At 45.0% G+C, this 19785-nt stretch carries 23 protein-coding genes and 1 pseudogene; 13 read left to right on the forward strand and 11 right to left on the reverse strand.

The window, feature by feature from the left end; translation table 11 throughout:
- A pseudogene (locus OE749_RS13170) lies at positions 1-531 on the reverse strand (hypothetical protein); the annotation flags it as partial.
- 215 nt (positions 532-746) lie between these two features.
- Here OE749_RS13170 and rsmD point away from each other — a divergent pair.
- Together rsmD and OE749_RS13180 are read left to right on the forward strand one after the other, a co-directional pair.
- Complete coding sequence (gene rsmD / locus OE749_RS13175) at positions 747-1340, forward strand: 16S rRNA (guanine(966)-N(2))-methyltransferase RsmD (protein ID WP_263712935.1); 594 nt, start codon at positions 747-749, stop codon at positions 1338-1340.
- 34 nt (positions 1341-1374) lie between these two features.
- Positions 1375-1743 (forward strand): diacylglycerol kinase, encoded by a 369-nt coding sequence (locus OE749_RS13180; RefSeq protein ID WP_263712936.1) that lies wholly within the window; start codon positions 1375-1377, stop codon positions 1741-1743.
- 38 nt (positions 1744-1781) lie between these two features.
- Here OE749_RS13180 and OE749_RS13185 read toward each other — a convergent pair whose 3' ends face one another.
- A complete protein-coding gene (locus OE749_RS13185) occupies positions 1782-2366 on the reverse strand; it encodes a YjaG family protein (RefSeq protein ID WP_263712937.1) in 585 nt (194 codons plus the stop codon).
- 17 nt (positions 2367-2383) lie between these two features.
- Positions 2384-2974 carry a YhgN family NAAT transporter gene (locus OE749_RS13190; protein WP_263712938.1) on the reverse strand — a complete coding sequence of 197 codons (591 nt, stop codon included), beginning with the start codon at positions 2972-2974 and terminating at the stop codon, positions 2384-2386.
- Between the two features lie 237 nt (positions 2975-3211).
- Here OE749_RS13190 and OE749_RS13195 point away from each other — a divergent pair, with 237 nt between their 5' ends.
- Positions 3212-3394 (forward strand): helix-turn-helix domain-containing protein, encoded by a 183-nt coding sequence (locus OE749_RS13195; protein WP_263712939.1) that lies wholly within the window; start codon positions 3212-3214, stop codon positions 3392-3394.
- A gap of 74 nt (positions 3395-3468) precedes the next feature.
- On the opposite strand, the gene pepB is transcribed toward OE749_RS13195, so the two are convergent.
- Positions 3469-4761 (reverse strand): aminopeptidase PepB, encoded by a 1293-nt coding sequence (pepB, locus tag OE749_RS13200; RefSeq protein ID WP_263712940.1) that lies wholly within the window; start codon positions 4759-4761, stop codon positions 3469-3471.
- A gap of 78 nt (positions 4762-4839) precedes the next feature.
- Between pepB and sfsA the strand changes: the two genes are divergently transcribed.
- The 7 genes from sfsA (at position 4840) to panC (ending at position 11164) form a co-directional block, all read left to right on the forward strand.
- Positions 4840-5559, forward strand: coding sequence for a DNA/RNA nuclease SfsA (gene sfsA, locus OE749_RS13205; protein WP_263712941.1), 720 nt, complete (start codon positions 4840-4842; stop codon positions 5557-5559).
- Between the two features lie 331 nt (positions 5560-5890).
- Entirely contained in the window at positions 5891-6340 is a 450-nt protein-coding gene (gene dksA, locus OE749_RS13210) for an RNA polymerase-binding protein DksA (RefSeq protein WP_263712942.1), read from the forward strand.
- A 137-nt stretch (positions 6341-6477) separates the two neighbouring features.
- Positions 6478-7425, forward strand: a complete 948-nt coding sequence (gluQRS, locus tag OE749_RS13215; protein WP_263712943.1) for a tRNA glutamyl-Q(34) synthetase GluQRS — start codon at positions 6478-6480, stop codon at positions 7423-7425.
- A gap of 191 nt (positions 7426-7616) precedes the next feature.
- Positions 7617-8930: a polynucleotide adenylyltransferase PcnB gene (pcnB, locus tag OE749_RS13220; RefSeq protein WP_263713196.1), complete on the forward strand. Its 1314-nt coding sequence runs from the start codon at positions 7617-7619 to the stop codon at positions 8928-8930.
- Positions 8927-9439, forward strand: a complete 513-nt coding sequence (gene folK / locus OE749_RS13225) for a 2-amino-4-hydroxy-6-hydroxymethyldihydropteridine diphosphokinase (RefSeq protein ID WP_263712944.1) — start codon at positions 8927-8929, stop codon at positions 9437-9439. The genes pcnB and folK overlap by 4 nt, the downstream gene beginning before the upstream one ends.
- Before the next feature lie 51 nt (positions 9440-9490).
- Entirely contained in the window at positions 9491-10288 is a 798-nt protein-coding gene (gene panB, locus OE749_RS13230; protein WP_263712945.1) for a 3-methyl-2-oxobutanoate hydroxymethyltransferase, read from the forward strand.
- A 24-nt stretch (positions 10289-10312) separates the two neighbouring features.
- Positions 10313-11164 carry a pantoate--beta-alanine ligase gene (gene panC, locus OE749_RS13235; protein ID WP_263712946.1) on the forward strand — a complete coding sequence of 284 codons (852 nt, stop codon included), beginning with the start codon at positions 10313-10315 and terminating at the stop codon, positions 11162-11164.
- 49 nt (positions 11165-11213) lie between these two features.
- Here the strand turns inward: panC and panP are convergent, their stop codons facing one another.
- Positions 11214-12824, reverse strand: a complete 1611-nt coding sequence (gene panP / locus OE749_RS13240) for a pyridoxal-dependent aspartate 1-decarboxylase PanP (protein WP_263712947.1) — start codon at positions 12822-12824, stop codon at positions 11214-11216.
- Between the two features lie 213 nt (positions 12825-13037).
- Between panP and OE749_RS13245 the strand changes: the two genes are divergently transcribed.
- Entirely contained in the window at positions 13038-13742 is a 705-nt protein-coding gene (locus OE749_RS13245) for an EAL domain-containing protein (RefSeq protein WP_263712948.1), read from the forward strand.
- 33 nt (positions 13743-13775) lie between these two features.
- On the opposite strand, the gene trmB is transcribed toward OE749_RS13245, so the two are convergent.
- The 4 genes from trmB to OE749_RS13265 all read right to left on the reverse strand — a co-directional run bounded on the left by trmB (position 13776) and on the right by OE749_RS13265 (position 16720).
- Positions 13776-14447: a tRNA (guanine(46)-N(7))-methyltransferase TrmB gene (gene trmB, locus OE749_RS13250; RefSeq protein WP_263712949.1), complete on the reverse strand. Its 672-nt coding sequence runs from the start codon at positions 14445-14447 to the stop codon at positions 13776-13778.
- Complete coding sequence (locus tag OE749_RS13255; RefSeq protein ID WP_263713197.1) at positions 14447-15217, reverse strand: ABC transporter permease; 771 nt, start codon at positions 15215-15217, stop codon at positions 14447-14449. Before OE749_RS13255 ends, trmB begins: the two co-directional genes overlap by 1 nt.
- A complete protein-coding gene (locus OE749_RS13260; protein ID WP_263712950.1) occupies positions 15217-16149 on the reverse strand; it encodes an ABC transporter ATP-binding protein in 933 nt (310 codons plus the stop codon). Before OE749_RS13260 ends, OE749_RS13255 begins: the two co-directional genes overlap by 1 nt.
- Before the next feature lie 109 nt (positions 16150-16258).
- On the reverse strand, positions 16259-16720 hold the full coding sequence (locus OE749_RS13265) for a VOC family protein (RefSeq protein WP_263712951.1): 462 nt from the start codon (positions 16718-16720) through the stop codon (positions 16259-16261).
- A 70-nt stretch (positions 16721-16790) separates the two neighbouring features.
- Here OE749_RS13265 and OE749_RS13270 point away from each other — a divergent pair, with 70 nt between their 5' ends.
- The gene (locus OE749_RS13270) at positions 16791-17390 is read left to right on the forward strand and encodes a carboxymuconolactone decarboxylase family protein (protein ID WP_263712952.1); all 600 of its coding nucleotides are present in this window, start codon (positions 16791-16793) and stop codon (positions 17388-17390) included.
- A 61-nt stretch (positions 17391-17451) separates the two neighbouring features.
- Here OE749_RS13270 and OE749_RS13275 read toward each other — a convergent pair whose 3' ends face one another.
- Complete coding sequence (locus tag OE749_RS13275) at positions 17452-18102, reverse strand: OmpW family outer membrane protein (RefSeq protein WP_263712953.1); 651 nt, start codon at positions 18100-18102, stop codon at positions 17452-17454.
- A 90-nt stretch (positions 18103-18192) separates the two neighbouring features.
- Positions 18193-18897, reverse strand: a complete 705-nt coding sequence (gene pdsO / locus OE749_RS13280) for a sortase-associated OmpA-like protein PdsO (RefSeq protein ID WP_263712954.1) — start codon at positions 18895-18897, stop codon at positions 18193-18195.
- A 188-nt stretch (positions 18898-19085) separates the two neighbouring features.
- Here pdsO and pdsR point away from each other — a divergent pair, with 188 nt between their 5' ends.
- A complete protein-coding gene (pdsR, locus tag OE749_RS13285; protein ID WP_263712955.1) occupies positions 19086-19781 on the forward strand; it encodes a proteobacterial dedicated sortase system response regulator in 696 nt (231 codons plus the stop codon).
- Positions 19782-19785: the final 4 nt, after the last annotated feature.

Consider the following 19785-nt stretch of genomic DNA (forward strand, 5'->3'; position numbering starts at 1 on the left):
CTCTGGCTCTGGCTCTGGCTCTGGCTCTGGCTCTGGCTCTGGCTCTGGCTCTGGCTCTGGCTCTGGCTCTGGCTCTGGCTCTGGCTCTGGCTCTGGCTCTGGCTCTGGCTCTGGCTCTGGCAATGAAGCTGACGGCACTTCTTCTGAAACGTCAACTGATTCCTCTTGAGCAATAGCAGACTTTTCTTCAACCGGTGAAACGTCTGGCTGCCCCTCATGGACGCTATCAGATTGTTCTAGCGCAATATCTGCGACTGGGTCAACCTCACTCTGTTCACTCACATCATCAATATGAGATAAATCTTGCACTCTCTCATTGTCTGCCGCCGACTGGCCCTTAGCCATCGCGTCGGGTGTAGTCTCTAGCTGAGAATTATCGACAGTGTCTTTATTCGTTTCTTGCTCGTTGACAGCAGCGCTTTGCTCTTGTGGGCTTTCGGCTTTCTCAACAACCTGCTCCTGCGGAGTCTTATTGAGTTCATCTGTCGCTTTTTTCTTGTCTTTTTTAAACCAGTTAAAAAACTTAGACATATCGCAAATCTATTCCTATAAAAATCGTGTCATGCACAGGGTGTTATGTCGTGCTCTCACTCAATCGCCAAGCCCAGCCCAATGATGACGCCAACATGGCGCTTGTTTCATACAGAAAACGAATGTTTACATTCAATCTGTCTGATAATAAGGATATTTAACGCAATTGGTATTACACTAGGCGCAATTTTGTCATCATAACATTTCTTGATCCCATGAAGCGAGGCACAAAACGCCAACCAAACAATAAAGGCCAAATTCGAATCATTAGCGGTCAGTGGAGAGGTCGAAAACTCCCTGTGCTAAATGCCGAAGGATTGCGCCCTACTACAGACAGAACCAAAGAAACCCTCTTTAATTGGTTAATGACTGACGTAAGAGATGCCGTCTGTCTTGACTTATTTGCCGGAAGTGGCGGATTAGGATTCGAGGCGCTATCCAGATACGCATCTTTTGTCACCTTTGTTGAAAAAGACAAACACAATGCAAGTCAACTGAGTGAAAATATGAAGACACTCGGAGTAGATCCTAGTAAAGCGGAGGTCGTTGTCACAGATGCACTAAACGCAACGTCAAAACTGTCTCGACAATACGATTTAGTGTTTCTTGATCCGCCTTTTCAAAAAGGATTACTTCCAGACGCGATCAATGCCCTAGAGACGCAAAACTTACTTGCAGATAGTGCACTGGTTTACATTGAGTGCGAGGTAGAGAACGCATTGTATACTGTGCCAGAAAACTGGGAATGTATTAAACACAGTGCCAGTCAACAAGTTGACTATCGATTATATCGAATAAATCCAAAGTAGTGGGTGAAAGTCACGACAATAAGAGGACGAAGTGATGGAAATGGAAAAGCCAAATGGTCGCGGCTTAACACGCTTAATTAATGCCGGACGATGCTCAATAGCCGGTATTGGCTACGCAATTCGTCATGAGGCGGCGTTTCGACAAGAATTGATAGTATGTAGCGTATTGATTCCACTCGCGCTGTTTATCACCGCGGATCCCGTTAAGCGGATATTACTGATCGGGCCGTTGTTATTGGTACTCGCCGTTGAATGCGCCAACAGTGCCATAGAAGCCGCCATTGATAGAATTAGCTTGTCGCGCCACCCACTCTCTAAACAAGCAAAAGATCTCGGCTCAGCAGCCGTATTTTTTTGCATGTTAATTGCCGCGCTAAGTTGGGGACTGATTTTGTTCAGCTAACGGGTACGATAAACCGCCGGCTGAACAAAACAAAGACATTACTCTCGCTCAATTCCAATATTGCTGATCCCATCGACGGTCGCCATTTCGCGAAGTGCCTTCACTGAATCAGTATTGCGCTTTGCCGTAGATAGAAAATCTAACAGCGCATTTTGAAAGCCAATTTCCCACTGCATGAGTGGGTGAGCTTTAATGTCTTGTGCAGAAAGCTCCTCTTCTGAGGTTGCCTCAATAAATGCTTCAACCGACCCTTGAGAAAGCTTGCTCACAACCACCGCGCCCTGCAAATCATCTTGTTTGGCAAGGTACATCGTCGAAGTAAGCGATATGGCCGCATCAATCGCAGGAAACACACCATAAGAATCAAAATCTGCGGCATCTGGTGTCATTTCTTCTACCTTTTCAATGTGGGTTGCCCAGTTAACTTTCATCTTTTGCTGAGACAACCACTCCCAAATGACATTCAGAGATTTTTCAAATTGTTCATTCCCTTCAAACTCACAGGCCTGACAAAACAGCCGAAAGTTGGGTGACATACGTTCAACTAAAGTAGTGGCAAAAGCAACCGCGGCCCACCCTTCTAGTTCGCGTACACGTTGAAATGTATTTAACTTATTATTCAATGCGTTTTCTCTCTACGCTATGATAGCGAGTAGTAGTTTCCGACACCATCGAGAAACATTTGTACCGATATCATGATCAAAATCATTCCCATCAATCGTTCAATCGCGGTTAGGCCACGCTCTCCCAAAACACGATGTAAATTAGATGAAAACATTAATATAGCGGCAGATACTCCCCATGCAGACAATAACGCAATAGACCAATCCGTCATTCTGGTAGGGTCTTGATTTGCCAACAAGATGAGCGCTGCCAATATTGACGGCCCAGCAATCATCGGAATTGCCAATGGCACCAAGAAAGGTTCTTCTCCATCAGCGAGGCCGACTACGCCACCGGGCTGCGGGAAAATCATCCGGATGCCAATTAAAAATAAAATGATACCACCTGCAATACTCACGGCTTGCTGTTTCACACTCAAAAAGTCGAGTACAGCCTGACCGCTAAATAAAAACACCATCATGATCACGAGTGAGAACACAAGTTCGCGCGCAAGAATGATGCGCCTGCGTTTGGGCTCAATTTTCTTTAAAACAGACAGAAACACCGGCAGGTTTCCCAGCGGATCCATGATAAGAAATAATGTAACGGCAGCTGACCAAGTATCCATGGGTAGAACAAGATAATATTTAGCAATTTCGCAAAGTGTATATCAAGATAGCGTCTTACACTAGTCGTCTGAATTACAAAGAAAAAGCGGCTCACTCAATCCAACAGTGGCGTTTTAAAGTCCGGCCTAAATTCGGCGATTGGACAAACCCCTCAAAAAATAGCAATAATGCGAAGTTAGCAAATCCAGCATTTTAAGCTTTAATAATAATAATTTAATTTAAATGAGGAAGGTCCTATGAGCCTGATGTCTGTTTCTGAAGTAGCTGAATATCTCGGAGTGCAAGAAATTCGAGTTGAGCGTTTAGAGCGCGAAAATTTATTGGTTTCCAAAGACAAAGACGACAGCGGAAAACCCATGTTCGCCAAAGAAGATGTACAAAAGTACAAAGAATTTGCAGAAAGAATCGGCGGAATATAACCCTCTCAGTCGTTTACAACGTGACCGTCGCCCCTGCGATATTCGAGCTGGGACGACGGACTTGGTTAGTTTTATTATTCTTCCATTAAGGCTTTTGCAATTACGCGTACGCCAAGGCCAGAGGCACCTGCTGGCATAATCTCATTACCATTTGCGTTGTAGGCTGCTGCCAAATCCATGTGTACCCAACCTTTACCGTTATTATCAACAAAGCGAGATAAGAAGCCAGCGGCATTTGAGGCGCCACCACCACCACCGCCTTTTTGAGGGCGACTGTTTGCGGTATCAGCGAATTGAGAAGGACACTTTTCTTGATGCCATTGTTCAAGCGGCAACGGCCACACCAATTCATTGACGTCATCGGCGTAGTTCATTACACGTTTTTGCAATTCAGAATCTAAGCCAAACAGTCCGTTATAATCGCTACCCAAAGCGACAACGGCGGCACCAGTCAATGTCGCGGCATTCAGAATAAAAGGCGCACCCGTTTCAGATGCTGCCATCAGACCATCAGCTAGCACCAAGCGACCTTCCGCATCGGTGTTAACGATTTCGACGGTTAGGCCATTCTTATACGTTAGAATGTCACCCAACTTGTAGGCATGACCACTGATCAGGTTTTCTGCACAGCATAAAAACAACTTAATACGTTTTTGTACGCCTTGCATGATAGCCAAGCCCAAACCGCCTGTGACTGTTGCAGCTCCGCCCATGTCGCATTTCATATCTAACATGCCTTCGCTGGATTTAATGCTGTAGCCACCGCTATCAAACGTAATTCCCTTACCGACCAACGCCGCATCGACAGCAGCAGAAGCATCACCTGATGGGTTGTAATCCAGTTCTAATAATACAGGAGGGCGTTCACTGCCGCGTCCTACATTGTATATGCCTGTCCATCCTTCATCCTGCAAAGCTTCACCTTCAACAAGACGATAACTAACACTATCGGGCGCCAAAGAGGTTAACCATTGTGCTGCTTTTTCAGCCAACATCTTGGGTGAAATATCTTCTGGCGTGCCGTTAATCACCTCACGCGTGAACGTTAACGCTTGATATTGATTATCTAACTGTTGCTTGTCTTCATTTTCGCAGAACGTAACCAGCCCAATGCGCTTTGGTCCACCAAAACTGCTTGCAAAAGCCCATTGCTGTTCTGCCGTCCAATCACCTGTAAGCGCGATTGATGGTAACTTCAATGTTTCTAATTGACGCGACGCTTTGCGAATTTGTCGCAGGATCTCACGTTGCGATTGAGATTCATCAATGTGCACTGTTGCGCCATTTTCAGCTAGTGAAATAAGTGCTTTTTCTCCCCACGTGGCAGAGGCTGCCTGATGAGAAAGGGAAACGGTAAATTGAGACATTCAATAACTCCTTGCTGGCTTTAGTCCTCGCAGTGTGGGAGGCTAGCACATTTTGTAAATTGAGTAAGTGATATTGTTATGGAGTTTGAACAGCCATTAATCAAGGGAACGCTGATTAAACGTTATAAGCGTTTTCTTGCAGACGTTGAATTACCCAACGGTGACGTGGTGGTCGCGCATTGCCCGAACACGGGGGCAATGACTGGCTGTGCAGAGCCAGGTTATACGGTATGGTTGAGCCAAAATGATGATCCAAAGCGCAAACTTAAATACACGTGGGAACTGGCACAAACCTTCAATAATGATTGGATAGGTATCAATACCCACAGAGCGAATCGATTGGTGGAAGAAGCCATTCAAAATCAAACAATTACCGAGCTGGCAAATTACGAAACACGACTTCGTGAACAGAAATACGGTGACGAAAACAGTAAAATTGACTTTCTACTACGCGGTGAGGGTAAACCCGATTGCTACGTGGAAGTTAAATCTGTCACCCTGTTGGAAGATTCGCACCACGGCTATTTCCCTGATACCAAAACCGCACGAGGCACAAAGCATTTGCGTGAACTTGCTGCAATGAGGGATAAAGGTGTGCGCTGCGTATTGATTTTCTGTGTTCAACACTCAGGGGTCAAACACGTTTCAGCTGCTGCGCATATCGACCCTGAATACCAAAATGCGTTGCAAGAAGCCATAGAAAAGGGGGTTGAAGTCTATGCATGGCAATGTTGCATCAGCGATAAAAAAATCCAAATAAATCAATCTCTCCCGTTCTTAAATGAAAAAAAGGGTTGATTTTTATTTTAAGCGCGCCATATTTCACCCTCTTGCGAATAACATTGTGTTGCATAAGGTTTTTAACCCTCAGTACGCTGTCTATAATAAACAGAGCGAGTGGAAAAAACGTATTCATTTGAAGCACACGCAATATGAAGCGCAACCACCTTATATTCGACGCGGGGTGCGCCTTTACAGTAGTACGTTGCGTATATAGTGGGAAATGACAGCGGGAACAGCGAATTGTCTGTAACGTTGACCGTTTAGACATTGCGAGGGGCGGAAGTTTCTGGTATAGATAGCCGCCTGCTATTAAGCCTTTGCGTCGTAGTTTTAGGAGATTTGGCACATGCCAACAGGAAAAGAATCTAAGTCACTCGGACTTTTGGCCTTAGCTGGTCTTACTCCCTATCAGGAGAAAGACGGCGAGGAGTATATGAATGATGCGCAGCTTGAGCACTTTCGTAAAATTCTGCATGCGTGGCGAGATCAACTTCGTGAAGAAGTCGATCGTACGGTACACCACATGCAAGACGAAGCTGCTAATTTCCCCGATCCTGTCGATCGTGCAGCGCAAGAAGAAGAGTTTAGCCTTGAATTACGTACCCGTGATCGCGAGCGTAAACTAATCAAGAAAATAGAGAAAACCCTTAAGCGTATTGAAGAAGACGATTTTGGCTTCTGTGATGCGTGTGGTATCGAAATTGGTGTAAGACGTTTGGAAGCACGTCCTACAGCCGACCTGTGTATTGATTGTAAAACCCTTGCAGAGATTAAAGAAAAACAAATGCAAGGTTAGTCCTTCACGGAATTAGATGAAAAGCTGCACTCTTGCAGCTTTTTTTGTTTAAATAACAGCCACCCAACACCGTTTCATTACGCGAACAACGCATATGACTCGATTAATTACTTAGCGAAGGTCTTTACGCCCTCATTATGATGCCGAATCAAGATCAGCTCTCTCCTCACTTTCAACGTGTCAATAATGGCAACCCAGAGGAAAGTAAACACTCGTATATTGGACGTTTTGCCCCTTCACCTTCAGGGCCTCTGCACTTTGGTTCTCTGGTAACCGCGGTAGCCAGTTATCTGCAAGCTAAGCAAAATAGTGGACGCTGGCTGGTTCGCATTGATGATATCGATCCACCCAGAGAGGCAAAAGGCGCGAAGCAGGAGATATTGGACTGTCTTGAGCTACACGGGTTAGCTTGGGACGAATGTATTTATCAATCTTCCCGAAGCGATCGCTATGATTCGGTGCTCCAACAGCTTTTAGACGCCAATCTCGCATACTTTTGTAGTTGCACCAGAAGTGCGATCAAAGCACGAGGAGGCTTCTACGACGGGCATTGTAGAGATAAACATAATCTTGACGCGCAATGTGCAATTCGCTTTAAAAATGACGTGCAAACCGACTCTCTTCACGACCAATTACTCGGAGATATTGCCATCTCTGAACAAGCGGCATCTGAAGATTTTATCATTAAGCGTAAAGATGGCCTGTATGCTTATCACCTGGCATCGGTTATTGACGACATTGATTTTGGCATCACCGAAATAGTAAGAGGAGCAGATTTACTCGCGCCATCTGTGTGCCAGCAATCTCTTATGCAGGCGTTGGGTCACCCCTATCCAAAATTTATTCATGTACCCGTCGCAGCAACAAAGCCGGGGTTTAAACTCAGCAAACAAAATCACGCGAAAGGCATTTCAAACACATCATTGAGTCAAAATTTGTTTGATGTGCTGCGTTACTTGAATCAACCTATCGCCGACGAAATGACAAAAGCGGCCCCAAACGAAATTTTACGTTGGGCGACAACCCATTGGGACGTAAATCACATACCCAAACGACAGGAAATCATCGTAAATTCAGTTGAATAACAGAATTTGAGGTTAAGTACTATGATCTACCAATAGAATTGAACGGGTAATAAGTATATTATTAGCGGCCGATTTTTCAGCCTTTTGTACATTAACGGAGCGTTATCATAATTTCTCGAGTCATTAACAAGGTCAAGCGTGCACTTACCCCAACGCCTGAACAAGATAGTACCAAATTAACCGCACGCGTAATTACCCAGCGCGAGCATGGTATTTCTCGTGATGATATCAGTGAAAACGCAGCCAAAGTACTTCATAGGTTGAATGGTGCAGGTTACGAAGCCTATCTGGTAGGCGGGTGTGTAAGAGATTTAATTTTAGGCTTACACCCAAAAGACTTTGATGTAGTAACCAATGCGACACCTGAACAAATAAAAGGTTTGTTCAGAAACTGTCGTCTAATTGGGCGTCGTTTCCGTTTGGCACATATCGTATTTGGTCGTGATATTATCGAAGTCGCGACGTTTAGAGGTCACCATCAACCAGAATCAGGTGACGCTTGCGAGAAGCGCAGCAAGCAAAGTCAGGAAGGGCTGATTTTACGCGATAATGTTTTCGGTTCAATTGAAGAAGATGCCGCACGCAGAGACTTTACTGTTAACGCAATGTACTACAGCCTTGCTGATCAAACCATTCTCGATTTCGCCAACGGTATTGACGCTATCAAACATAAGCGAATTGAGTTGATTGGATCTCCAGAGGTTCGTTACCGAGAAGATCCTGTGCGTATGCTACGCGCGGTGCGTTTTGCAGCCAAATTAAATATGCGTATTAGTGATGCCACAGCGCAGCCTATTTATGAATTGGCGTCGTTACTTAGCAATATTCCTCCAGCTCGGCTTTTCGAAGAAGTACTGAAGCTACTTGCATCTGGACATGGCGTTAACACCTACCGTTTATTGAAAGAATTTAAGCTCTTCCATCAGCTTTTTCCGATGTTAACACCGTTTCTTAAAACAGAAAGCGGAAGAGAAAACAGTTTCATTGAGAAGGTACTGGAGAACACCGACAACCGTATCAATTCAGGCCAACGCGTGACACCCGCATTTTTATATGCAGCCGTGCTTTGGTATCCGCTTGAAGAGCACGCGCAAAAGCTCGCATTTGAATCGGGATTGTCACAGCATGATGCATTTAATATCGCAATGAACGATATTTTACATCGCCAGATTCAAAGAATTATGATCCCTAAGCGTTTCTCTAGCGGCATGAAAGATATCTGGCAAATGCAGCACAGACTGCCTAAACGCTTTGGTCGCCGAGCCTATCAATTGCTCGAGCATCCTCGCTTCCGTGCGGGTTACGATTTCTTATTAATTCGTGGGCAAATAGAAGGCGGCGATCTGCTTGAATTAAGCGATTGGTGGACAACCTTCCAAGATGCAGCAGCCGATACTAAAAAATCGATGCTGAATACATTACGCGACAAAGAGGGAAAACCAGCAACCAAACGCGGAACCCGCAGACGTCGAAGCAAGCCTAAGGCAACTAAAAAGTCATCATGAGCACGCTCGCCTTTATTGGTTTGGGGAGCAATTTAGCCACTCCCGTTGATCAAATTATGCAAGCGCTCGCTGCAATTGCGGCGCTTCCCAATACGCGCATAGAACATACTTCTTCCTTATACGCTAGCAGACCAATGGGACCACAAGATCAGCCCGATTACGTCAATGCGGTAGTGAGTATTCAGACCACTCTTTCCCCTCTCGCGCTGCTCGACGCATTACAGAAAATTGAATTAGAGCAAGGCCGTGTGCGTAAAGCGGAACAGTGGGGGCCTCGCACCTTAGATTTAGATATATTATTGTACGGCGACGAGATCATTGACGAACCAAGACTCCGTGTCCCCCACTACGGTATGAAAGAAAGAGAATTTGTACTCATTCCCCTATTCGAAATTTCACCAGAAATACGCTTTCCTTGCGGGGAATCCATTAGTGTCGCGATTCAAAACATTCAACGTAACGGGTTGTCTAAACTTCCCGAACACAGCACGCAGTTTGTGCCAAACTAAGCAAAAAAACGGCCATACAATGGCACAATCGTTAGCAAAAGGTGATATACGATGACAAAAAAAGTAACTACATCCGTATTGCTGGACATGAAACAGCAGGGGCAAAAGATCACGTCGCTAACCGCTTATGATGCAAGCTTTGCAAAATTATTTGATGAGCAAGGCGTAGATGTCATTCTAATTGGCGATTCATTGGGAATGGTACTTCAGGGTAAAGACGATACCTTATCTGTCACCACTGAAGATATTGCCTACCATACACGTGCGGTCAGTGCCGCATGTCAACGCAGCTTTGTCGTGGCTGATATGCCCTTTATGTCATACAGCACGCCAGAAGTCACTTATGAGAACGCGGCCAAGCTAATGCAAGCGGGTGCAAGCATGGTGAAAATCGAAGGTGGTGATTGGTTAGTAGACACCATCAAAGGCCTCAATCAGCGCGGCGTTCCAGTTTGTGGTCATTTAGGGCTGACTCCACAATCTGTTCATGTTTTTGGCGGATTTAAAGTTCAAGGACGCGATGACTTGCAAGCCGAGCAAATGGTGGAGCAGGCGCAAGCACTTGAAGCTGCTGGCATTCAACTGCTTGTATTAGAGTGCGTGCCGACGTCACTTGCAGAGAAAATTTCACACGCGGTGAAAGTGCCCGTTATCGGTATTGGCGCAGGCGTAAAAACCGATGGTCAAGTGTTGGTTATGCATGACATGTTTGGAATCAGCGCCAATTACATGCCCAAATTCTCTAAAAACTATCTTCAAGAAACAGGCGATATACGCAAAGCCGTCGCTCAGTTTATTGAGGAAGTGAAAACGGGGGCATTTCCGTCCGAGGCACATAGCTTCAACTAATCAGGAAAGCGAATAGGTTAGTGTATGCAGATAGTTAAAGACATACTGTCATTGCGAGAAACCCGCAGACAATGGCAAATAGATGGCAAAGTTATCGCCTTTGTTCCCACCATGGGAAATTTGCATCAAGGGCATTTGACCTTAGTAAAAGAGGCGAAAAAATACGCAGATATTGTTGTTGTGTCAATATTTGTGAACCCATTGCAATTTGGCCCTGACGAAGATTTGGACGCTTATCCACGGACCTTGCAACAAGATGCCGATGCACTGGATGCATTAGGTGTTGATGTACTTTTCACGCCGCAGGCTAAAGATATCTATCCACGTGGACTAGAGCAACAAACCTTTGTTGAAGTGCCAGGTATTTCTTACATGATCTGTGGCGCAAGTAGGCCGGGGCATTTCCGTGGTGTTGCAACGATTGTCTGTAAGCTGTTCAACATGGTGCAACCTAACATCGCCTTTTTTGGTGAGAAAGACTTTCAGCAACTTCAAGTGATCAAGGCAATGGTGACAGATTTGTCTATGAACTTGAACGTGGTGGGCGTGCCTACGGTACGCGAGGAAGACGGATTGGCGATGAGCTCACGCAATGGTTACTTAAGTGCTGAAGAACGCCAGCGAGCTCCCATTTTGTATCAGGTACTTAACACGTTAGCCGATCAGCTTGAATTAGGTCGCCGTGATTATTCTAAGCTCATCTCTGAGGCAAGCGAGACGCTGTCTAACGCGGGTTATAAGGTAGACTATATAGAAGTTCGCGCGGCAAGTACGCTCCTTCATCCAGGCCATGAAGATCAAGAATTGGTCATTTTAGGTGCTGCGTTTTTAGGCAAAACCCGCCTAATCGACAACCTACAAGTTACACTGAAGTAGTCATACACAAAGGGCGCTTTTTCCACTGCGCCCTTTGTTCTCTAAAGGCTTATGCGCTGGCTTTATCCTGCACCAATAGTGCCTTCCAAATATCTAAATTCTGAGCAATGTCTAATTGTTCATTAAGAATGTCTTGAAGGTCTTCTTCGGTCGTCAGGGGATTAGCTAGCACCACACGAAAAACCGTAATCGGATCATTATGATAGGTGCTGGTGTGTAACCGCGTTCTCGATACAAACGACTTTCCTGCTTCACGTTGTTGTTTTTGCACAGCAACAGTGAGTTGATCTAACAGCGCATTGACATCAGCATGCTTAAGTAACGGATGGTTTGCTAAAAATGCGGGTCGTAATCGATATGTAAGGAGTGACAATGTCGGCGATGTAATCAGCTCAAACTGTGGGTGATCATCAATCATTTTGGCGAATGCTTTCGCCTTTTCAATGCTCATATCAATAAGCAATTCATACCCTTCTCGGCCAAAAATATGTAGCGACGCATACACCATCATTGCCATGCCGTTGCGCGACCCTTCAAGGGTGGTAGCGCCCAAATCTTTAGAGCCTTCGCGCAAAATATATTGAGCATGATGACGAACGGCATTGCTGCTGTTGGGATCTTTGAACAACACCATACCCGCGCCCATCGGCACATACATTTGCTTGTGGGCATCTAGCGTCAGAGAGTCAGCGCGCTCAATCCCGTTGAGTAAGCTACGATGTTTTTCAGAAAATAACGTCGCTCCGCCCCATGCGGCATCAACATGAAAATGACAGCCAACCTCTTGAGCAACGTCAGCGAGCTCATCTAAAGGATCAATATGGCCAGTCTCTGTTGTCCCTGCAATACCAACAATAGCCAATAATTTGTTCCCATTGGCTTCGTATTCTTTTGCCAATTTCAGCGCACGCTCTGGCGATAAACGTTGAGTCGGGCAGTCTATCGTGAGCATCTGTTCACGGCCAATTCCAAGCAGATCCACGGCTTTTGATAGAGAATAATGCCCGCGTTTTGATGATAAGATACCAAGATTACCGTACCCATAATGGCGCAGCGCTGATGCCAACCCTTCTCTGGCAACGCCTTTAAACACACCATCAGCCTTAAGCATAGTATTTCGAGCTACCCACAACGCGGTCATATTGGCAATAGTACCGCCCGAACAGAACGCACCGAGAGAGTGATTTGCACTGTGCAAGTAAGCATCATAAAAATCACCATCTCGCTGATACACCAGTTGATGCATCATACCGAGCACCTGGCGCTCTAACGGTGTGAAGGCTTTTGATGTCTCAATTTTTACCAGGTTTTGATTTAGCCCTACTAATAACTTTGCTAACGGCAAGTGAAAGTAAGGCAAGGCAGACGTCATGTGTCCGATAAACGTTGGTGAATAGGTATTTACAGAGTGTTTTACAAGCTTATTAAGCAACGCATCAGCATGCGCCGACACAAATTCAGGATGTTCAGGCACACGATGATCTGAAAATGTTTTTTCAATCTCTTCTAGCGGGATCGCCTGAGTCACAACGTGCTGAGACAAAAAGTCTGACACGTTGTCTGATAAATGTTGTTCAATTTGGGCCAGTTTTGAATCGGTGCCTTCGGGTTTAGTAAAGACCCGGAACAAATGCGCTAAACTGACTTCGGCTTTTGCCACGCTTGTAACCTCAACTGAAAAATTTCAACCGCGAACTTTAACCTACTTCCCGCTTTACACCAAATATTGAAAGCGCTTAACGAATAACTTATTGTCATTAATACAAGAAGAAATCAAATTTAATGGCATATAGGATTAACCTGAATTATCAGGTGAACAGCGTAGTTAAGCTGCTATATTGAATAATAATGATAACAATAAGGAAGAATATCGATGCCAGATACTGATGCATTTAGTCTGGAACACATAGTCCCCTTCTTTCAACCGATAATGGATTTGAAACATGATCGCGTTTGGCGTTACGAATGTTTAGCTAGGCTTGTTACGCCCGGTGAATACATTTTTCTTCCTAATCAGTTCTTGCATCTTATTGAAAGAGAGGACAGTGTTGCCCAATTTACCGAAACAATGTTTCACCGTAGTGCAGAGTATTTTCGCAACACGAGCATAGCGTGGAACTTAAATTTATGTGAAGAAGATATTGCTGATGACACACTATTCTCCATGCTTAAACGCGTGCTAGATGACTACCCTAACCCTAACCGTGTTGGCTTTGAATTAACAGCAGACACCGCTCACTCAGACCTGCCGCGCTTCGACCATTTTTTAAATAATGCCAATGCACTCGGTGTTAATGTCTTCCTTGATCACTTTGGCGTGGCTGGTGACGCAGATATGGCGTTACTTTCACGTCCCATTACAGGAATAAAAATTGCGGGGAGCGTGATGTCTGAGATATCCGACTCTAAACAGGTTCGTAGCCATGTGGCTCATCTGCTTGATGCCGCCGATACCCAGAGTATCAACGTCATCGCAGAACACATAGAAGACGAAGATACACTAAACGATATTATGGAAATAGGCATTGGCTACGGGCAAGGGTTTTACTTTTCAACCCCTCAAGCTTCAGCAACGTAATGTCTGGCCAAGTGGCCAGACATACTCGCAAGCTTACTTGTTTGTGCTCAAATCACACACGACACGCCAACTCTGTTGACCGCTAGCCCAGTATTTTCTTTCAAACGGTGTATCCGGTTCAGCTGCCTGATACAGTTCAGTTTCAACATTAAACCCTGCAATGTTAAGTGCCATTGCAAACTCTTCAATGTAGATTTTCCAGTTACTGCGAACCTCTAACAAACCGCCTAGCTTGACAATATCGCCAAAGGCGGCGCTGGCGTGCCAACGTCGCTGTACATGCGCCGATTTAGGATACGGATTGGGATACAGTAAAAACTGTTTCGCCAAGACCCATTTAGCATCTAAAGCGAGTCGCCAAAAATCATTTAAATCAGCTCTTACGATGATGTAGTTATCTGATTCAGCTTGGTAATGGCTATGCTTGCCTGTACGAAGCGCAGATTTATCGACGCCCACTACCAGTGCATCAGGATGTTTCGCTGCAATGCGCGCCGTGCTCTCGCCAACACCACAGCACGCATCAAGAATAATCGGTCCTTGACGTTGCTTTAACCATGATTGCACTTCGTCAAATGCGTCTAAGGTATGCTGGCTGTAAGGCTTAAGGCTTGAGTGAGACAAATGTCTATTCACCAGCTCAGGAATTTTTTCATGAGGCCCTTGCTGATTAGTTGTAATACTTCGTGAGTTACCTTGTGACATTACGTTCGAATTCCTACGCCACGATTAATCAATTGATAGGCAACCGTGAACAATACAACATTAAATACCAATAGAATGATCACCGATGTAGAGAAGCTCACATCAGACACACCTAAAAAGCCATAGCGAAACCCATTCACCATATACACTATAGGATTTGCTTTGCTCACCCATTGCCAAAACTCAGGCAGCAGTGAAAGAGAATAAAATACCCCGCCCAAGTAGGTAAGCGGCGTTAATACAAATGTTGGGATTACGCTAATGTCATCAAACGTTTTAGCATAAACAGCGTTGATTAAACCCGCGGTAGAAAATAGGCTTGCGGTTAATAACACTGTGATAAAAATGATGAGAGGGTTATGTATTTGCACATCCACAAAAAACATCGATACGAAGGTCACGATAATGCCAATCAACAATGCCCTTGCCACACCACCGCCAACAAAGCCAAGAATAATGATCCAATTCGGCATGGGGGCCACCAGTAACTCTTCTACATTGCGTTGAAACTTTGCGCTAAAAAACGAAGATGAGACATTAGAATAAGAGTTCGTGATCACCGCCATCATGATGAGACCTGGCACAATGAATTCCATATACGTGAATCCGCCCATTTGCCCGATACGCTCACCAATAAGACTCCCAAATATGACAAAATACAATGACATCGTAATGGCAGGAGGAACCAGGGTTTGGATCCAAATGCGCAAAAAACGCGTGCACTCTTTTATCCATATTGTACGAAGCGCTACAAAATTTCGCGACCCCATCATGACTGTGTTTCTCCTGTGGTTTTACCTTGTTCCACCATTCTGACAAACAGCTCTTCCAATCGATTCGCTTTATTTCGCATACTTAAAACCATGACATCTTGTTCGGTTAGCTGCCTAAATACGTCATTTAGGCCCTGCTCTTTTGGCACGTCCACTTCAAGGGTATGATCGTCAATCATCCGGTACTCAAACCCAAGCAGGGAGACCGAATCTGTACCTAGCGGTAAATCAAGTACAAAGGTTTCAACATTTAACTTGGCCAGCAACGCTTTCATGCTGGTATTCTCAACGATTCGGCCTTTATCGATGATGGCGATATTACGGCACAACATTTCTGCTTCTTCGAGGTAATGCGTAGTAAGAATAATCGTAATCCCTTGCTGATTAATTTCTTTGAGAAATTGCCACATCGAGCGACGGATTTCGATGTCTACGCCTGCCGTCGGTTCATCAAGAATTAACATTCTTGGTTCGTGCATCAAAGCACGTGCAATCATCAAGCGCCGTTTCATGCCGCCAGATAGTTCTCTTGCACGCGCGTCTCGCTTTTCCCATAGATCGAGTTGCTTCAGGTATTTTTCTGCACGTGTTTTCGCCACGTCTCGCGGAACGCCATAATATCCAGCCTGATTTACAACGATTTGCATCAGCGTTTCGAATTGATTGAAGTTAAATTCCTGCGGCACAAGACCAATGCTTGATTTAGCGTCTACCAATTGTGTGTCCATGGAATGACCGAACACCTCAACACTGCCTTCTGATTTGTTCACCAACGAACTTACAATACCAATAGTGGTGGACTTCCCCGCACCATTGGGGCCGAGCAACGCGAAAAAGTCTCCTTCTTCGACATGTAAATCGATACCTTTGAGTGCCTGTACGCCGCCTTTGTAGGTTTTCTTTAAACCCACAATATTCAGTGCTTTCATAGTATGCTCACAAATCTTAGATAGCCCATTGATATGGCGGCAAAAAACGTTTTTTCAAGCCTTAAGTCAGAACGATTACGTTTCTCACATATTGATTAGACGAGCAGTATTACTCTGCATCCATATCATTTACGCGGCGTTGTATTTCTGCCTCCGACACATCTTCAATGTGCGTGGCTAGCGACCAAATATGACCAAAAGGATCTTTTACTTGCGCAAACCGATCTCCCCAAAACATATCAGACGGCGCCATCAGCGATGTAAAACTATGTTCAATCGCCTTGTGGTATAACGTATCGACGTCAGATGAATACACATACAACGAAGAAGCGGTGCCTGCCAACGTGCTTGGTGACACTAACCCCCATTCAGCATTCTCATCGGCCATCATAATAATCGCATCTCCTATCTGAATTTCAGCATGTACTACCTTATTATGTTGGCGAATGACTTCTCTTTTTCGGGCATTAAACACCTTTTCATACAATGCAATGGCGTGAATTGAGTTAGCAACAACAATTGATGGCGTCACGGTATGATAGTGGTCGGGTACAGAGACTGGCTTGCTCATTTTTTATCCGTAAAATATATGCTAGTGTCAGGTTGTTATAGCTTAGTACAAAAAATGACACGGAGGCCTTATGCCATTGCTCCCCCCTTTACCAAAAGACCATACGCCAGAACTCAGTGACGATTTTGCGCTATTTGAGGATATCTTAGGCTTTGTGCCTAACAGCCTATTAACGATGCAGAGAAAGCCGGAAATTGTGAAGGGATTTGGCGCGTTGACCCAGGCGGTTATGGCACAAGACAGCGAAGTTGACTTGGGGTTCAAGCGGCTACTCGCACATTTTTCTAGCCGCGCTGCGGGTTGCCAATACTGTGAAGCACATTCGCTGATTGCAGCAAAAATTCACGGCATCAGTGATGAAAAAGTCGCGGCTGTTTGGGACTATAGAACCAGTCCTCTCTATTCCGAAGCAGAGCGCATCGCGCTGGATTTTGCTTTAGCGGCTGGCTCGGTACCTAATGGCGTTGATGACGATATCATGGAGTCAATGCGACAGCACTGGACGGCAAACCAGATTGTAGAAATCTTAGCCGCCGTGTCGTTGTATGGTTTTCTTAATCGCTGGAACGATTCAATGGCCACACAACTTGAAGCAGCACCTAAAGCTCTGGGCGAGACCGTATTGGCAAAAGGAGGCTGGACAGGCGGGAAGCACATATCAAAACAATAAAAAAGAGGCACCGAGAAGGTGCCTCAAGCGAGTCAGGAATGACTTCCTGTCCAAAATGTAGTTAGAACGTGTAACCTACCATGACAGAGTAAACCCACGGGTCGATATCTACGGATACACTACCTTCCACTCCACCCGCTTTGAACGTGGCGTCAGTGTCAATGTCAATCCAACGGGCAGAAGCATTCACGTGCCAACTGTCATTGATGTGATAATCCATACCTAGCTGTGCAGTTAAGCCAAATGAACTATCAAGATCAAGATCGCTAAATCCAGCATCACGGTTAGCAGAGGTAAACTCTTCATCAAAAAATACGGTGTAGTTTAAGCCCGCACCAACATAAGGTTGGAACACACTATTTTTGTCCATCATGTAGTAGTTTACTGTGACAGACGGCGGTAAGTGCTTGATGTCGGCCAGTTGACCGACACTATTTAGCTCAATTTCATGTTGGAACGGCGTAGCAGCAAGCAACTCCACAGACACATTGTCTGAAACGAAATACGCCAAGTTCAAGCCTAACTGGGTATTGTTGTCTACACTTACGCCTATTCCCAAATCTGCGCCACCAACAAAAACGTTAGAGCTAGAATCATCAGGTGCAACCGTAGTTGAACCCGCTCTAACTAACCAGCTACCTGCTTCTGGAATCGCTGCCTGCGCTGTGCCTGTTAACGCTATTAAAAGGGCTGAAATTAACGTCTTTTTCATCTTTTTAATCCTACAATGAATTGATGGGCACAGCATAAGACCAGTTGCTGTTGAATGACTTGATCTGCGTCAAGCAATTGATGCATCAACTTAGTTTGCCACTGTCATAGAACGCGCACCTTCGTCTAATTTGATAACGACACGGCGATCAAAAAAGTCTTTTTCTCTGCTAGCGGTTTCATACAGCGGTTTAGACTCACCAAATGACAGCGTGGTAATTTGTTCTTTTGCTACGCCAAGTGACGTTAAGTAGGATTTCACACTCAGCACCCGCTGCTCTGACAATGCCTGATTGAACGTATCGTCTCCGCGTCGGTCTGCAAATCCGCTTAACTGTACTGTCATATCGGGATTTCGTTTTAGGCTATGAGCCAAGGTTGTTAGTTGAGATTGATAATGTGGTGCTAATGCGTATGAGCCTGTTTCAAATTGAATACTCGCCTCTAAAGGCTCCAATACACGTTCAATTTGTGTATCCATTGATACCAGCTGCACTTGCGTCTCCTCTTTTAAGCGCTTGTATTCACCATTTAATGCGATAAGTTGCTCTTCTCGTTGCTTCAACTGATTAGATGCAAGAGTCAAGCGTTGCTCGTTATTTATATCTTCAGCAATCAGAAGGCCGACAATGCCGCCAATCATCGCACCCAATGGACCACCTGCCAGCGCGCCAACCGCAACGCCAGAGCCAAGGCCGACCACTTCATTTTGTTTTGTCGTGTCCACCTCTTCTGCTATGACTGATGTTGATGCTATTAGACCTGTTAGTGCCACTGCTAATACTGTTTTTCTCATTTTCATTCTCCTTACGGGATTCGTGTCGCTGTTGATGGATATTAAACACCAGAGAATGGGCATCGAAGGGGAAAAACTATGGAAAAGCGAAGGTGAAATGTGGCAGAAAAATGGAAATTGTCTCTCTTCACTTTTACTTCAGGTTGAATCAGATATAGTGTCGGCTACTGTGATAAAGAGGTAAAACGGTGAAACGTGTCGCAATTATAGAAGATGACCCACTCATCAGAGAAAACTATGCATCGGCATTAACAAAACAAGGTTACGAAGTGCTTACTTACTCTTCAAGACCTGAAGCCGAAGCTGCATTCAGCATACGCTTACCTGATTTGGCGATCATTGACATTGGCTTACAAGACGAAATTGATGGGGGATTTGCGTTGTGCCAATTGCTGAGGCAGCAATCAACCTCTTTACCTATCATTTTTTTTACTGCGCGCGATAACGACTATGACACCATTTGTGGATTGAGAATGGGTGCAGATGACTATCTGACAAAAGATATTAGTTTGCCCCATTTACTGGCTCGCATTGCTGCACTGTTTCGGCGGAGCGAAGTGATGCGCCAACCCGTGAATCAAACTGACATTATCGAAAATGGTAACCTGGAGATGGATGCAAGTAGAATGTCGATTAAATGGAAACATATCCCCGTTGAGTTAACCGTAACGGAATTCTGGATGCTATACGCGATTGCTAAGCACCCCGGATTTGTGAGAAGTCGCCAACAATTGATGGACGAATCAAAAATGGTAGTAGACGACACAACCATTACCTCACACATTAAACGTATTCGTAAAAAATTCACTGAAGTCGACCGGGACTTCAATAACATAGAAACCGTGTATGGCATGGGCTATCGCTGGAAAGCACATCAAGAATAATACG

Source organism: Fluctibacter corallii, assembly GCF_025751585.1.
Lineage (GTDB): Bacteria > Pseudomonadota > Gammaproteobacteria > Enterobacterales > Alteromonadaceae > Fluctibacter_A > Fluctibacter_A corallii.

What these genes read in the sequence shown, in the direction of transcription:
- rsmD (WP_263712935.1), top strand. Translation starts at nt 747, where the DNA reads ATGAAGCGAGGCACAAAACGCCAACCAAACAATAAAGGCCAAATTCGA.
- OE749_RS13180 (WP_263712936.1), top strand. Translation starts at nt 1,375, where the DNA reads ATGGAAATGGAAAAGCCAAATGGTCGCGGCTTAACACGCTTAATTAAT.
- OE749_RS13190 (WP_263712938.1), bottom strand. Translation starts at nt 2,974, where the DNA reads ATGGATACTTGGTCAGCTGCCGTTACATTATTTCTTATCATGGATCCG.
- OE749_RS13195 (WP_263712939.1), top strand. Translation starts at nt 3,212, where the DNA reads ATGAGCCTGATGTCTGTTTCTGAAGTAGCTGAATATCTCGGAGTGCAA.
- pepB (WP_263712940.1), bottom strand. Translation starts at nt 4,761, where the DNA reads ATGTCTCAATTTACCGTTTCCCTTTCTCATCAGGCAGCCTCTGCCACG.
- sfsA (WP_263712941.1), top strand. Translation starts at nt 4,840, where the DNA reads ATGGAGTTTGAACAGCCATTAATCAAGGGAACGCTGATTAAACGTTAT.
- dksA (WP_263712942.1), top strand. Translation starts at nt 5,891, where the DNA reads ATGCCAACAGGAAAAGAATCTAAGTCACTCGGACTTTTGGCCTTAGCT.
- gluQRS (WP_263712943.1), top strand. Translation starts at nt 6,478, where the DNA reads ATGATGCCGAATCAAGATCAGCTCTCTCCTCACTTTCAACGTGTCAAT.
- folK (WP_263712944.1), top strand. Translation starts at nt 8,927, where the DNA reads ATGAGCACGCTCGCCTTTATTGGTTTGGGGAGCAATTTAGCCACTCCC.
- panB (WP_263712945.1), top strand. Translation starts at nt 9,491, where the DNA reads ATGACAAAAAAAGTAACTACATCCGTATTGCTGGACATGAAACAGCAG.
- panC (WP_263712946.1), top strand. Translation starts at nt 10,313, where the DNA reads ATGCAGATAGTTAAAGACATACTGTCATTGCGAGAAACCCGCAGACAA.
- OE749_RS13245 (WP_263712948.1), top strand. Translation starts at nt 13,038, where the DNA reads ATGCCAGATACTGATGCATTTAGTCTGGAACACATAGTCCCCTTCTTT.
- trmB (WP_263712949.1), bottom strand. Translation starts at nt 14,447, where the DNA reads ATGTCACAAGGTAACTCACGAAGTATTACAACTAATCAGCAAGGGCCT.
- OE749_RS13255 (WP_263713197.1), bottom strand. Translation starts at nt 15,217, where the DNA reads ATGGGGTCGCGAAATTTTGTAGCGCTTCGTACAATATGGATAAAAGAG.
- OE749_RS13260 (WP_263712950.1), bottom strand. Translation starts at nt 16,149, where the DNA reads ATGAAAGCACTGAATATTGTGGGTTTAAAGAAAACCTACAAAGGCGGC.
- OE749_RS13265 (WP_263712951.1), bottom strand. Translation starts at nt 16,720, where the DNA reads ATGAGCAAGCCAGTCTCTGTACCCGACCACTATCATACCGTGACGCCA.
- OE749_RS13270 (WP_263712952.1), top strand. Translation starts at nt 16,791, where the DNA reads ATGCCATTGCTCCCCCCTTTACCAAAAGACCATACGCCAGAACTCAGT.
- OE749_RS13275 (WP_263712953.1), bottom strand. Translation starts at nt 18,102, where the DNA reads ATGAAAAAGACGTTAATTTCAGCCCTTTTAATAGCGTTAACAGGCACA.
- pdsO (WP_263712954.1), bottom strand. Translation starts at nt 18,897, where the DNA reads ATGAGAAAAACAGTATTAGCAGTGGCACTAACAGGTCTAATAGCATCA.